Origin of the sequence: Rothia gullae (genome assembly GCF_024294905.1) — a bacterium.
In the GTDB taxonomy this organism is placed as follows: domain Bacteria; phylum Actinomycetota; class Actinomycetes; order Actinomycetales; family Micrococcaceae; genus Rothia.
On record NZ_JANCOC010000005.1, the window covers coordinates 1 to 13027 of the forward strand.

The 13027-nt window shown below is 59.8% G+C and carries 11 protein-coding genes; 2 read left to right on the top strand and 9 right to left on the bottom strand.

The features are described 5' to 3' along the window. Positions 1-440: 440 nt before the first annotated feature. From NML54_RS04300 to NML54_RS04320, 5 genes are all read right to left on the bottom strand, one after another. Positions 441-2228 (bottom strand): DEAD/DEAH box helicase, encoded by a 1788-nt coding sequence (locus NML54_RS04300; protein ID WP_254756071.1) that lies wholly within the window; start codon positions 2226-2228, stop codon positions 441-443. Between the two features lie 332 nt (positions 2229-2560). Further along, a complete protein-coding gene (locus NML54_RS04305) occupies positions 2561-2860 on the bottom strand; it encodes a DUF3039 domain-containing protein (protein WP_005506434.1) in 300 nt (99 codons plus the stop codon). A gap of 310 nt (positions 2861-3170) precedes the next feature. Beyond that, positions 3171-4847, bottom strand: a complete 1677-nt coding sequence (locus NML54_RS04310) for a transporter (protein ID WP_254756072.1) — start codon at positions 4845-4847, stop codon at positions 3171-3173. Then, positions 4823-5821 (bottom strand): ABC transporter ATP-binding protein, encoded by a 999-nt coding sequence (locus tag NML54_RS04315; RefSeq protein ID WP_254756073.1) that lies wholly within the window; start codon positions 5819-5821, stop codon positions 4823-4825. The genes NML54_RS04310 and NML54_RS04315 overlap by 25 nt, the downstream gene beginning before the upstream one ends. 318 nt (positions 5822-6139) lie before the next feature. Beyond that, positions 6140-7138, bottom strand: a complete 999-nt coding sequence (locus NML54_RS04320; RefSeq protein ID WP_254756074.1) for a co-chaperone YbbN — start codon at positions 7136-7138, stop codon at positions 6140-6142. A 292-nt stretch (positions 7139-7430) separates the two neighbouring features. On the opposite strand from NML54_RS04320, the gene NML54_RS04325 reads away from it, so the two are divergent. After that, positions 7431-8717 carry an AI-2E family transporter gene (locus tag NML54_RS04325; protein WP_254756075.1) on the top strand — a complete coding sequence of 429 codons (1287 nt, stop codon included), beginning with the start codon at positions 7431-7433 and terminating at the stop codon, positions 8715-8717. Positions 8718-8869: 152 nt separating this feature from the next. Here the strand turns inward: NML54_RS04325 and NML54_RS04330 are convergent, their stop codons facing one another. Beyond that, positions 8870-9688, bottom strand: coding sequence for an alpha/beta hydrolase (locus NML54_RS04330; protein ID WP_254756076.1), 819 nt, complete (start codon positions 9686-9688; stop codon positions 8870-8872). Positions 9689-9754: 66 nt separating this feature from the next. After that, positions 9755-10081, bottom strand: a complete 327-nt coding sequence (locus NML54_RS04335; RefSeq protein WP_254756077.1) for an ATP/GTP-binding protein — start codon at positions 10079-10081, stop codon at positions 9755-9757. A gap of 230 nt (positions 10082-10311) precedes the next feature. Here NML54_RS04335 and nucS point away from each other — a divergent pair, with 230 nt between their 5' ends. Further along, entirely contained in the window at positions 10312-11025 is a 714-nt protein-coding gene (gene nucS, locus NML54_RS04340) for an endonuclease NucS (RefSeq protein WP_254756078.1), read from the top strand. Between the two features lie 244 nt (positions 11026-11269). On the opposite strand, the gene NML54_RS04345 is transcribed toward nucS, so the two are convergent. After that, a complete protein-coding gene (locus tag NML54_RS04345; RefSeq protein WP_005506452.1) occupies positions 11270-11527 on the bottom strand; it encodes a hypothetical protein in 258 nt (85 codons plus the stop codon). Between the two features lie 2 nt (positions 11528-11529). Further along, positions 11530-12993 (bottom strand): F0F1 ATP synthase subunit beta, encoded by a 1464-nt coding sequence (gene atpD, locus NML54_RS04350; protein ID WP_254756079.1) that lies wholly within the window; start codon positions 12991-12993, stop codon positions 11530-11532. Positions 12994-13027 lie beyond the last annotated feature (34 nt).

A 13027-nucleotide genomic window follows, 5' to 3' on the forward strand; every position in this document is an offset into this window, starting at 1 on the left:
CCCCCCCCCCCCCCCCCCCGGGGCGGCCGCCCCCCCCCCCCCCCCCCCCCCCCCCCCGCCTCTAGCATGCCCCCCCGTATTAAATTTTCAAGCGAAAAACGCACACACTCTTCCATAAACTCACTTTGACATGCAGTGTTCAACCAGTATTTGAACTTTTATTCGCACACATTTCTCCCCTAAATTCCCCTGATACATCTTCCATCAACAACCTTCAGACGATATTTTTCTCAAATTAGGGAGAAAAAACCAACATTAAGTTTTTAAGAACCACCAATTCCCACTATCTAACCAACGTATTTCTCCACGTACGTGCCTTTAAACACCTAAGAAAACCTTCAGGTAAAAATCACTCAAAGAGGTACAGCTTTCCTCCACACGCCAAAAGCCCCGCAAGCGCATACACACCCGCGGGGCTTTTTCTACATTCTATCCACGTTCTAGCGTCGGCCCACGAACCAATCCGATAGCTTATCGATACGCGCCTGAATCTGCTCAGCAGAAGCCTGCGCAACCGCCGGGCCGCCACAAATCTTACGCAGCTCATTGTGAATTACGCCGTGCGGCTGACCCGAACGAATCGACCACGCCGCCACGTTCTTCGCCAGCTTATTGCGAAGCTCCTTCAATCGGCGGTGATCCACCACCGAAGGTGCCGCAGTCGCTGGGCGGCGCGCCGCATGCTCACGCTGATGCGCTCGCAACAGCGTACCGACCTGTTCAGCATCCAGCAGGCCCGGAATACCCAGGAAGTCCTGCTCCTCCTCACTACCCACGGCAAGGTTGCCGGAGGCGAACTCCGCACCATCAAAAAGCACACCGTGGAAGGACGCTTCGGAGCCGAGTGCCTCGAATTTTCCGCGTGCCAGCTGCTCGGAGGCGCGTTCCTCGCGGTTTGCTTCTTCGAGCAGGTGGTCGTCCAGGCCTTCAACCATGGGGTCGATTTCTACGGGTGCGCCGCGGTCGAGAGCGTGGTCGCGTTCTACTTCCATATCATTGGCGAGCATCATCAGCTGCGGCACCGACGGTAGGAACACGGAGGCGGTTTCGCCGCGCTTGCGGGCACGCACGAAACGGCCAATCGCCTGGGCGAAGAATAGCGGGGTACTGGTGCTGGTGGCGTACACGCCCACGGCGAGACGGGGCACGTCCACACCTTCGGACACCATGCGCACGGCGACCATCCAGCGCTGCATGCCTTCACGGAATTCGTCGATTTTTGCGGAGGCTTCACGGTCGTCAGAGAGGATCACGGCGGGGTATTCGCCAGTGATTTTCTGAAGCTGCTCTGCGTAGGCTTTAGCATCCGCGTGGTCAGTGGCGATGACGAGCGCACCGGCGTCGGGTACGGTGCGGCGCACCTCGGTCAGGCGCTTATCGGCCGCCGCGAGCACGGTCGGGATCCATTCGCCGTTGGGGTCGAGGGCGGTTCGCCACGCCTGGGAGGTGATGTCCTTGGTGAAGCCTTCGCCGAGGTTTGCCGCCATTTCCTCACCGGCGGAGGTGCGCCAACGCATCTGGCCCGAGTACGCCATGAAGATGACCGGGCGCACCACGTGGTCCTTCAGCGCGGGGCCGTAACCGTAGGAGTAGTCTGCTTTGGAACGGCGGATACCGTCGTTGTCGACCTCGTAGGTGACGAACGGAATTGGGGAGGTGTCCGAACGGAACGGGGTACCCGTGAGCGCCACGCGGCGGGTCGCGTCGTCGAACGCTTCACGCAGGCCGTCACCCCAGGAAAGGGAATCACCGGCGTGGTGAATCTCGTCAAAGATTACGAGGGTTTTCGTTTCCTCGGTGTTGCGGGCGTGTAGCTGCGGCTTATTCGCCACCTGCGCGTAGGTCAGCGCCACACCCTTGTAGTGGCGGCTGATGGTCACATCCGCGTTCTTGAAGTTCGGGTCAATGGGAATACCGACTTTCGCGGCGGCGTCAGCCCACTGCTTTTTCAGGTGGTCGGTGGGCGCCACAACGATGAGCTGGCGGACCGTGCCGCGGTTGAATAGTTCCTTGGCGAGGGTCAGCGCAAACGTGGTTTTACCCGCGCCGGGGGTTGCCACAGCCATGAAGTCGCGGGGGTTGGTTTCGAAGTACTTCTGCATAGCTTCTGCCTGCCAGGCACGCAGGCTAACGGAAGTACCCCAGGGGGCCCGGTCGGGATATGCCGGGGAGAGCTTCGGCTTCACCATACTGTCGAATAGTGTGGGTTCCTCTGCGGGTGCGCTCATTCTCTCCTTCTTCCTCGTCTACCTCTACTGATTCCTCTCGCCGACTCAGCGCAGGGGCGCTTCTCCCCCGTGTGGAGGTGGTGGGCGCTCTGGTGTTCCTAGTGCTCCGGTGTTCTTAGCGCTCTGACGGCCTGGGCACAGCGAGGTTAAATTCTAGCACCACATCCGCGGGTTGGGCCGGGCTGTGGTGCAAGAATTTGGTGCTCGTCAGCATAGTCTCATGAGCGGTGTTGGGCCGTTGACTCTTGCTGCTGCGGCGTGTTATTTATTCTCGTATTTATTCAGGCGTATTGTCTGAGATGTGTTGTCTGAGGTGTGTCGCCTGGCGCGTATTATTCGCCGGAGCCGTTGTCGCCGTCGTTGCCGGGTGCGAGGCCTTCGTAGATTTCCTTGCACTGGGGGCAGACGGGGAACTTCTGCGGGTCGCGGCCGGGTACCCACATTTTGCCGCAGAGGGCGCGCACGGGTTCACCGGTCAGCGCCGACTCAAGAATCTTTTCCTTGCGTACGTAGTGGGAGAAGCGCTCGTGGTCGCCGGGCTCAGAAAGCTGGGTTTCTTCGCGTTCGAGCAGTGCGGTGCCGCCTGCGGTTCCGGGGCCAAAGGGGTCTTCGATGCCTTCAATCGAGCTCATGTTTCTCCTTGATGATGAGGTGGGATACATAGGGTGAGGGGTGCCGCTGCATGGTTGGGTGATTGGCGCCTTCTCTATTTTAGTAGCAGTTGGAAGGTACTGAGCCCACGGGCGGTCAATATGGAGGCAGGCCACAGCTCAGCCATAGATTCTTAGGTATTGCGGTGAGCTTCTTTCCGCTAGAAGTTCGGGGCTAGAAAGTTCAGGGCTAGAAATTCGTGCGGCACAGAAAAGGGGTTCCGTGCCAGGCTTAGTACCTAACACGGAACCCTTCTCTTTTATTCCTGATGTGCTGGAGCTTCGACTCTTGTTAGTTCGCCTGGAAGCGTGCCACACGCTCCAGCATCTTGGAGCTGACTTTGTCGTAGCGGTGGCCGCCCCACACCACGCCGCCCACGAGCACTGCGGCACCAATCAGCAGCTGAATCAAGCCACCGTAGACGAGGGTCAGCATATCCTGCGTGCCAAAAATGTACACGACAACAGAGATACCGCCGGGCAGCGCGCTGAGCATCACCAAAACTATAGAGAGCATCAGCAGCAGTTGCTTAGCGAAGCCGTCAGTGTTCTTCGGGTTCTTGAACGGGTTAGCCCCGGGAGGCGCCACGGGCGGACTGATGAAGGTATCCATCACGCATCCCATGCCAGCCGCCGCGGCGAACACGCCCAGCTGGTGCATCAGCACGATGGGGGCGAGTTCCAGGTGTCCGTTTGCTACGCAGGCGACGAACACCATCACCACCACAACCGGAACCGTCAAGATGCTGTAGCCCCAGAGCCTGCCGATGCGGTCGTCAATACCGCGCAGCGGGGAGAGCACGTGCAGGCTGAACGCGGTGTTGTCGTAGGAGACGAGGTAGCACATGTAGTAGCCGGTGAAGATGGTGCAGAAGTACATCCAGAATCCGAAAAGCTGCATGACGCCGCTATTGATAATCTGGTTGGCTTCAGCCGCGTTACCGCCGTTGAAATTGACCCGACTTTCGAAGGAGCCTACAGAGCTCAGGAACAGCGGCATGGCCACTGTCAGAATCAGGTAAAGCATTGCGGTGCTGACGGTCAGCATCTGCAGACGGTTGTCTTTCAGGATTGAGTGCAGGGTTCGTGCCGCTACGGCGCCTCGCGGGGTCGCGGGGAAGCGAGCGAACAGGCCCAAATCACCTGCGGCGACTTCAGCTGCGCTCGCGTGGTGGGCGCTACCGCCCACATTCGCCATGGAGCGTGCGAGGTTCTTACCCCACAGCCACCAGCCGCCAACCAGGTAGACGAGGGTCAGAGCCAGGCAGCCAAGGGCGGCACCCATATTGCCGGTCGCTATAAAGTAGGGCACGGCGAACGCGGACCCGAAGGGGGTCACGCCCAGCCACGGCAGGTAGGGTAGCACTTCTTCCCAATGATTGGTCAGGTAAATCATTGTTCCACCGAAGATGAAGCCTGCGCTCATCATCAGTAGCGCGGCAACGATCATCAGGGTGTTGGCGATGCGCGGGTTATCGTTCAGAACCATGCCCAGGCGGTTGGCGAGACGCGCCCACACCATGAGGTTCGCGAGGCCGAGCACGCAGCAGATGAGGTACACGACCAGCGCGAGCGGCTGCGATATAAACGCGATAGCACCCAGCAGCACGGCAATGATGCTGGCGATGCCGGGAATACCCACGAACCCGCCGAGGAACTGCCCCTTCTGCAGGGTGGAGGGCTTGATGGGGAAGAGCACGAATCGGCTCTCATCCAGGGTGCCGTCCAGTCCGCTGAAGAAGATAGGGACGATAGCCCAGGCGAGCGCCACAACGGTGCCCACAAGAAGGGTTCCGAGCTGACCGTATTCAGGGACCTTCGAATTAGCAATCACGTATGTGGAGCCGAGGCCGAAGAGCATACCGCCCGCGTAGAGCGCCGCAAAAATCAGGCCGATGAGCGCCCAGATACTACGGCGAAAGGAGGCGAGCACATACTGCCACTTTAGTGAGACGAGGTGCCCAACCATGACAATCCTTCCGAGGAGGTGCGGCCGCCGACCAGCTGCACGAATCGTTCTTCAAGGCTCATACCGGCGCGGACTTCGTCGACGGTTCCGGCGGCAAGAATACGGCCGGAGTCCATGACGGCTACGTGGTCGCACAGGCGCTGGACAAGGTCCATCACGTGCGAGGAGATAATGACAGTTCCGCCGGAAGCAACGAAGCCGCGCAGAATGTCCTGAATATTAGCGGCAGAAACCGGGTCGACCGCCTCGAAGGGCTCATCCAGAATCAGCACGGAGGGTGCGTGGACGAGCGCGGCGGCGAGCGCAATCTTCTTGGTCATACCGGCGGAGTAGTCGGCGACGGCACGACCCGCAGCCTCGGTCAGGTCCATTGCGGTGAGCAGGTCCTTGACGCGGGATGCGACGGTTTCCTTATCGATTCCGTGCAGGTAGCCGGAGTAGGTGATGAGCTGCTCGCCGGTGAGCTTGTCGAAGAGGTGCACGCCGTCAGGCAGCACGCCCAAGTGTGCCTTCGCTTTGAGCGGGTCGGTCCACATGTCGATGCCGCGCACGTATGCGGTGCCTTCGCTGGGCATGAGCATGCCGGTGACCATGGAGATGGTGGTGGTTTTACCGGCGCCGTTGCGACCGACCAGTCCGTAGAACGATCCGGAGGGGATATCCAGGTTGATGCGGTCGACGGCGACCTTCTGACCGAATGCCTTAGTGAGGCCGCGGATTTCGATAGCGGGGCGAGCGCCAGCGGTCGGTGCGGCCTGCGGGGTGACGGGTAGCTGCGGTGCTACCGACGCGGGAACTACCGCTTCGGGAGCTGCAGGCTCAGGGTTTACAGCTTCCGGCGCCGCAGATTCGGGGACTATAGCTTGAGGTACTGCCGCGGCGGGTGCTTCCTCTACTGCGGTCTCTTGTACCGGGTTCTGCTCTGAATCTGGCCCATGCGAATCGGGGGTCTGAGAAAAATGACTAGTGTTCATATTTTCACCCTACCACCCCCCCATGAGGTCTAGCAGGTTTGGTGATGAAACCTGCATTATTAAGTACTCACAACGCATATTATGGACATTCCGGAGTGCTATAGATACCATCCAGCCGCACTATCAGACAGGTTGAGTCGATAAGCCCCCCCACCCTCAAAACCGCCAAAGACCGCAAATGCAGAACGGGCTACCGCCTAGCCCACAGCCCGAGTGCAGGGGTAGACGATAGCCCGTCCGTATTCAACGTTTCAGCCGCCTAGATTAGCCAGAGCAAGCTAGACCGGCTCATGACGTTTCCCGGGTGACAGCTATTTTTTAGAACAGCGCCATGGTCAGCGCCGCACGCGCCTTGATGGTGCGCGGGTCAGATGCACCCACCACGTCGAAGAGCTGCACGAGGCGCTCACGCACCCGCACCTTATCGTCGGGACCTACCGCGCTGAACAGGCGCAGCAGACGGTTGTACGCGTCCTCCACGTGGCCGCCCACCAGGTCCAGGTCGGCTACGTTGAACGCAGCGTCAATGTTCATGGGATCTGCCGCAGCCGCCGCACGTTCGGTTGCCAGGTCCAGGTCCTTCACGCGGGCGAGCAGATCAACCTGTTCCAGGCCGAGCTTCGCTTCCTTATCGCCGGGGTTCTCGGTGATTGCCTTGCGGTATGCGGCGCGGGCACCCTCCAGGTCGCCGCGGTCGAGGGCGGCGACGGCTTCTGCGTGCAGGGGCGGCAGGGGCTTTTCGTCGTCGGGAACGACCGGGTCGAAGCCGCCGGGTAGCTGGTACTGTGCCGCGAGCTGCAGAACCTGGGAGAGCACATCGCCGAGGTCTTCTGCGCTGACCGGGCCGGTGTAAATCGGCGCGGGGCGGCCCGCCAGAACGGCAACGCCCGCGGGCACGCCGCTCACGCCGAATGCCTGGGCAGCTTCGGGAAGTTTGGTGACGTCCACGGCGGCGCAAATCATGCTACCTGCAGCGGAGTCGACGAGCTTCTGCACGCCTTCGAGCATCTGCAGGGAGGAGGGCGAGTGCGGCGCGTAGAGCGCAAAAATCACGGCACCCTGACTGGAGAGCTGCACGAACTTCTGGAACTCTTCGGGGGTATTGACCTCGTAGCGCCAGGTGGGAGCGGAGGGGGTCTGTTCGCCACCCTGTTCGCCAGCAGACTGTGCCGCGTTGGGGTTCAGTTCCATGGCGTTGCGTACGGAGGCGGGAATCTCCTGCGCTGCATCGTTCTGCGCTGCCCCACCCTGCGCGACGTTACCCTGTGCCGCGTTCTGGGATGCGCCGCGGTCTGCCGGATCAAAAATAATGCTCATCCTGGGCTCCTTTACGTTCTGTATCTATTGTTGCGTGCGGGCTAGATCCTTCACGCGTTCCTTCCTCTATTATCTCCACAACGCGCCGTTGCGAGCGCCCGTTCTCTGTTGCCTACGCTCTGAGCTCATGCCGGGGTAGCGTTTGGGCTATTGCCCGAAACCACCCCGCAGATGCCTCTCCCACATGAGCTCCCCTGCCCTGAGATTCACCGTTGATGCCGTAACACAGTAAACCAGCCGGTAGAATGGCACAGTAAAGAAAAATACCCGGAATGATCCGGAAAGGAAGAGCATGAGCGAGAAGAAAGCCTCAGCAGCTCCCGCAGAGACGACATCGTCCCCCGAGACGCGCAAGAAGGAATCCCTCACTGACCAGATAACGGAGACTTTCAGCGAGCTGACCGAAAGCATTAGCCAGGTGCGTTCTAACCGCCGCCGCGCTTCCATGCCTCCTACGGATACTATTCCGGTAGCCCCCGCCGCTTCTGAGGATGCGCCTCCCGCGCCGAAGGTGGTCGGTAACGGCAAGACCTCCATGATGCACAACCCGGTTGCTTTTGGTTTCCTCATGACCGTTGGCGTGGGTTTGGCGCTCTTCGCCTACTACATTTTCAATAATGTGGGTGCCCTGGTGGGTTGGGTGACCGGCGCTATTTTCATTGCGCTGGGTTTGGATCCGATTGTGCGTCGTCTGGAATCGTGGGGCATTAAGCGCGGTATCGGTGTGATTGCTGTGCTTGCTGGTTTTGCTGTCGCCGTGACCGGTCTGGTCATGACCATTGGCCCGATTATTAGCGAGCAGGCTTCTAAGTTTGTTCAGTACGCGCCGGGTATTTATCAGAACACGATTAATTCTGATTGGTACCACGAGCTTGATCAGCGCTTTAATATCAGCACCTGGGCGAATGAGAACATCCCGAAGTTCTTGGAGTCTACTTTCTCCTCTTCGCAGGTCAATGGCTTCATGTCGAGCCTGGTTTCTGCGGGTTCTACCCTGGCGCAGAGCGTGACCGGCGTGATTATTGTGCTGTTTTTGTCCCTGTATTTCCTCACTTCGATGGACACTATCAAGGCGTGGGGTGTGCGTCTGGCGCCGGCGTCTAAGCGTGTGCGCGTCAAGTACATTACCGACAAGATTACCGAGTCGGTGGGTAACTACGTGATGGGTCAGGCTCTGGTTGCTGTGCTGAACGCGTTTGTGGCGTTCTTGATTATGGCTTTTGTGGGCTTTAGCTTCCCGCAGTTGATGGCTTTGGTCGTCATGATTCTGGCGTTCATTCCCCTGGTTGGTGGCGTGATTGCGCTGATTTTGACCTCGCTGATTCTGCTGACCCAGGGCTGGAGCCTGGCGCTGTGGTTTGCGGTGGCGTACTTCCTGTACTTGCAGGTGGAGGCGTACCTGGTTTCTCCGCGTATTATGGCTCGTGCGGTGTCGGTCCCTGCCGGTGTTGCGATTATTTCGGTGGCTGCCGGTGGCGCGCTCTGGGGCGTGCTGGGCGCACTGATTGCTATTCCGGTGGCGGCTTCCATGCTGATTCTGGTGCGTGAGGTGTTCATTCCTCGCCAGGACCAACTGTAGTCACCTCCAGCTGTAAACAGTTGTAAGTTCTCTACGCTCTCGCTACTCTTCCCGAGGGGTACGCATCGCGTATAGATACGAAGGCGGCGGCTTTGGATGTTCTATCCAAAGCCGCCGCCTTTATGTTTTATGCTGTGTTTTGTGCCGAGCCTTTAGAGCTCAGTAATTTCTTCTGCCACCGGGCCGCTGTACTCGGTGGGCAGTTCGGTGGGTGCGCCGGTTACGATGCTGACCACGGTGTTGAGGACCTGCTGCACGGACTTCTCGCCCACCCACAGGTGCTTGCACCCCTCAAAGGGAATCACCCGAGTACGCGGTACAGCCGCGAAACGCTCACGCGCTGCCGGAGGCTGCAGGTAGTCGTCGTGCTCGGGCACCAGCGCGTACAGCGGGTTCGAGATCTTGTTCCACTCGTCCAGCTCAGCCGGGTGCACGCGGTGCAGCGGCGGGGAGAGCAGAATAGCGCCGGTGAACTCGTTCGCGTATTCGGGCGCGTACTTGAGCACCAGCTCGGTGCCGAAGGACCAGCCGACCAGCCAGGGGTTCGGCAGGGCGCGCTCGCGTACAAACTTCAGGATTGCGTCGAAGTCCTTCTTCTCGGCAAAGCCGCCGTCAAAGACGCCTTCGCTGGTGCCTCGAATCGAGGAGGTGCCGCGAGTGTTGAAACGTAGCACCGCGATGTTCGACAGCGCCGGCAGGCGGAAGGACGCTTTCTTGTACACGTGCGAGTCCATATAGCCACCGTGGGTGGGCAGCGGGTGGAAGGTCACCAGGGTTGCCTTGACTTCACCTTCGGGCAGGGCAAGTTCACCGACGAGGCGCTTGCCGTCCGCGGTGGTGACGGTGAAGTTCTCGCGGCGTGCCGGAAGCACAGTACGTGCCTTAATGGGGGTGGGCTCAGCGGCGGTGCTGAAGACGTAGCGGGCGGGATCGAATTCCTGCTCGCGCGTGATATCGGCGGTGTTGCTCATTGCGTTCCTTCAAGAAATGGATTCGAGAATATGGTCTTGGGCTGCACCTCAAATGCAGTGTTCAGCCTACTTGCGGCGGGTGCGCCAGCAGTGCTGATGCCAATGCCTGCGCTCGTCAATGGCGCGGCTACGGCCCATCGTGTGGCTTTCTTGCCACACCACCAGGTGTGCTGTTCGGGGCGGAATCGGGCGGTAGCATTCGGGGCAGGTGTAGGTTTTTTGGGCGTTGACGGCGGGAATGTATTGCACCAGCCAGTCACCGTATCGGTCACGTTCCAATCGGGGGGCAGGGTCGAGGATCCTGCTGATATCACGCCCTGCGTGTGCTTGACGGTACCACTTATCGCTGGTGGTACCGGATGCTCGCCTGCCGGGATGATTCTTACGTGCCATGAGCCCTATTCTACCGCGCCGCTCAGCTATCTCTATCTACCAGCCCTGCCGCTGTTCGCTCTGCGCTCTTCCTCATACTGGCGTGGTACTCCCCCCGCTCTGTGCCGTACTTCCCTGCTGTGCAGCACCTCCTTACTGTGCCCCGTACCGTGACCTGTACCAGGCTCAGGTTCCCTAGCTCATACCCTCACCTGCTAGAGCCAAACACTCGTACCTGCTAGAGTGGACGGATGCGTATTGTCATTGCTGAATGCTCCGTAGATTATGAGGGCCGCCTCCGCGCCCACCTGCCCCGCGCTACCCGCCTGCTGATGGTCAAGAATGACGGCTCCGTCCTCATTCACTCCGACGGCGGTTCCTACAAGCCTCTGAACTGGATGAGCCCTCCCTGCTCCCTGCTGGTGGCTGAGCGTGAGGACGTTCCGCAGAGCATCCGTGAGGACCTGGAGTCTGATGTTCAGCAGCTGTGGACCGTTCAGGCAGCCAAGAGCGATGACCGCCTGATGATTCGCATCTACAAGATTGAGCACGAGCACGCCACCGACCTGGGTGTTGATCCCGGCCTCATCAAGGACGGTGTGGAGGCTGACCTGCAGCGTCTGCTCGCCGAGCAGATCCACACTCTCGGTGAGGGCTATTCGCTGGTACGCCGCGAGTACCCGACCGCTATCGGTCCGGTCGACATCATGGCGAAGGATGCGCACGGCGTCTCCGTGGCGATTGAGCTCAAACGTGTGGGCGATATTGACGGTGTGGAGCAGCTGACCCGTTACCTGGAGCTGCTCAACCGTGACCCGCTGCTGGCACCGGTGCGCGGCGTGTTTGCGGCGCAGACGATTAAGCCGCAGGCTCGTACCCTGGCTGAGGACCGCGGTATCCGCTGCGTGAGCCTGGACTACGACGCGATGCGCGGCGTGGACGATTCGGCTGACCGCCTGTTCTAAACGGCTCTAGGCTAAGCAGCTCTAGATTAGGCGGCTACACATAGCTTGAGGGGCGCCTCCCAACCATGGGAGGCGCCCCTTTTCTGCGCATCATCTTTCTATGCACGCTGTCGTTCTGCACGTGCGCTCTTTCTGCGCACACGACCTACCCTCGGATAAACCAATCGCCGGTGCCCCTCCCCTTTCAGGGTGGAACACCGGCGAGGTGTACACAGTGGTCAAATCCCTCTGTAGAGAACCGACTTTAGATCTGTGCGTGCTTTGCAGCGATGGTCACGTGATCGTTCGAGACGGTCAAGAAACCGGAGTTCAGGGTGGTCTTAATGACCTCACCCTCAACAGGTTCAATGAGCAGCTCGCCGTCCTGTGCCAGCAGCGTGCAGGTGGGGATCATACCCGGCAGGATGCCGAGGTCACCGCTGACGGAGCGTGCACGAACGTACTTCGCTTCACCAGTCCACACGACGCGTTCGCGGGAAACAACTTCAACTTTCAGAGCCATGATTACTTAGCTCCAGTCTGTGCCTTGATTTCCTCGTAGCGGCGCATAACGTCGTCCATACCACCAATGTTGTAGAACGCCTGCTCGGGGATGTGGTCGACATCGCCGTTGCAGATCATCTGGAAGGACTCGATGGTGTCCTTCAGCGGAACGGTCGAACCCTCGACACCGGTGAACTGCTTTGCAGTGTAGGTGTTCTGGGAGAGGAACTGCTCGATACGACGTGCACGTGCCACGACGATCTTCTGCTCCTCGGAGAGCTCGTCCACACCCAGAATCGCGATGATGTCCTGCAGTTCCTTGTTTTCCTGCAGAATAGCCTTCACGCGAATTGCGGTGTCGTAGTGCTCCTGACCGATGTACTGTGCGTCCAGAATTCGGGAGGTGGAGGACAGCGGGTCAATTGCCGGGTACAGACCGCGCGACGCAATTTCACGAGAGAGCTCGGTGGTCGCATCCAGGTGCGCGAAGGTGGTTGCCGGCGCCGGGTCGGTGTAGTCATCCGCAGGCACGTAAATTGCCTGCATGGAGGTGATGGAGTGACCGCGGGTGGAGGTAATACGCTCCTGCAGCAGACCCATTTCGTCCGCCAGGTTCGGCTGGTAACCCACTGCGGAGGGCATGCGGCCCAGCAGGGTGGAAACCTCAGAACCTGCCTGAGTGAAACGGAAGATGTTGTCGATGAACAGCAGCACGTCCTGGTTCTGAACATCGCGGAAGTACTCCGCCATGGTCAGACCGGTCAGTGCCACGCGCAGACGGGTTCCCGGGGGCTCATCCATCTGGCCGAACACAAGAGCGGTGTCCTTCAGAACGCCTGCTTCTTCCATTTCGACCCACAGGTCGTTACCCTCACGGGTACGCTCGCCAACACCGGTGAACACGGAGGTACCACCGAAGTTACGAGCCACACGGGTAATCATTTCCTGGATTAGCACGGTCTTACCCACGCCTGCACCACCGAACAGACCGATCTTACCGCCCTTGATGTAGGGGGTCAGAAGGTCGATGGACTTAATACCGGTCTCCAGCATTTCGGTGGAGCCTTCCAGCTCTGCGAAGCCGGGAGCGGCACGGTGGATCGGCCAGTAGGTTTCAGCCTTAATCTCGGAGTTCGGCACGTCGAGTGCGTCACCGAGAACGTTGAAGATGTGGCCCTTCACGCCGTCACCAACGGGGACGGAGATCGGTGCGCCGGTGTCGACTACAGCCTGACCGCGGACCAGGCCGTCAGTCTGCTGCAGGGAGATAGCGCGAACGATCGAGTCGCCCAGGTGCTGTGCGGTCTCGAAGGTGATGGTGCGGGTGCGACCGTCGAGGGTCAGCTCGGTGGTCAGAGCGTTGTAAATCTCGGGGACCTGACCGGCGGGGAACTCGACGTCGACCACGGGGCCGATGACGCGGGCAATACGACCCGTTGCGCCCTGAGTCGGTGCGGAGACCGATTCGTTGTAGGTGGCAGTCATATTTCTCACTTACTTAGAAAGTTTGGACAGTTGA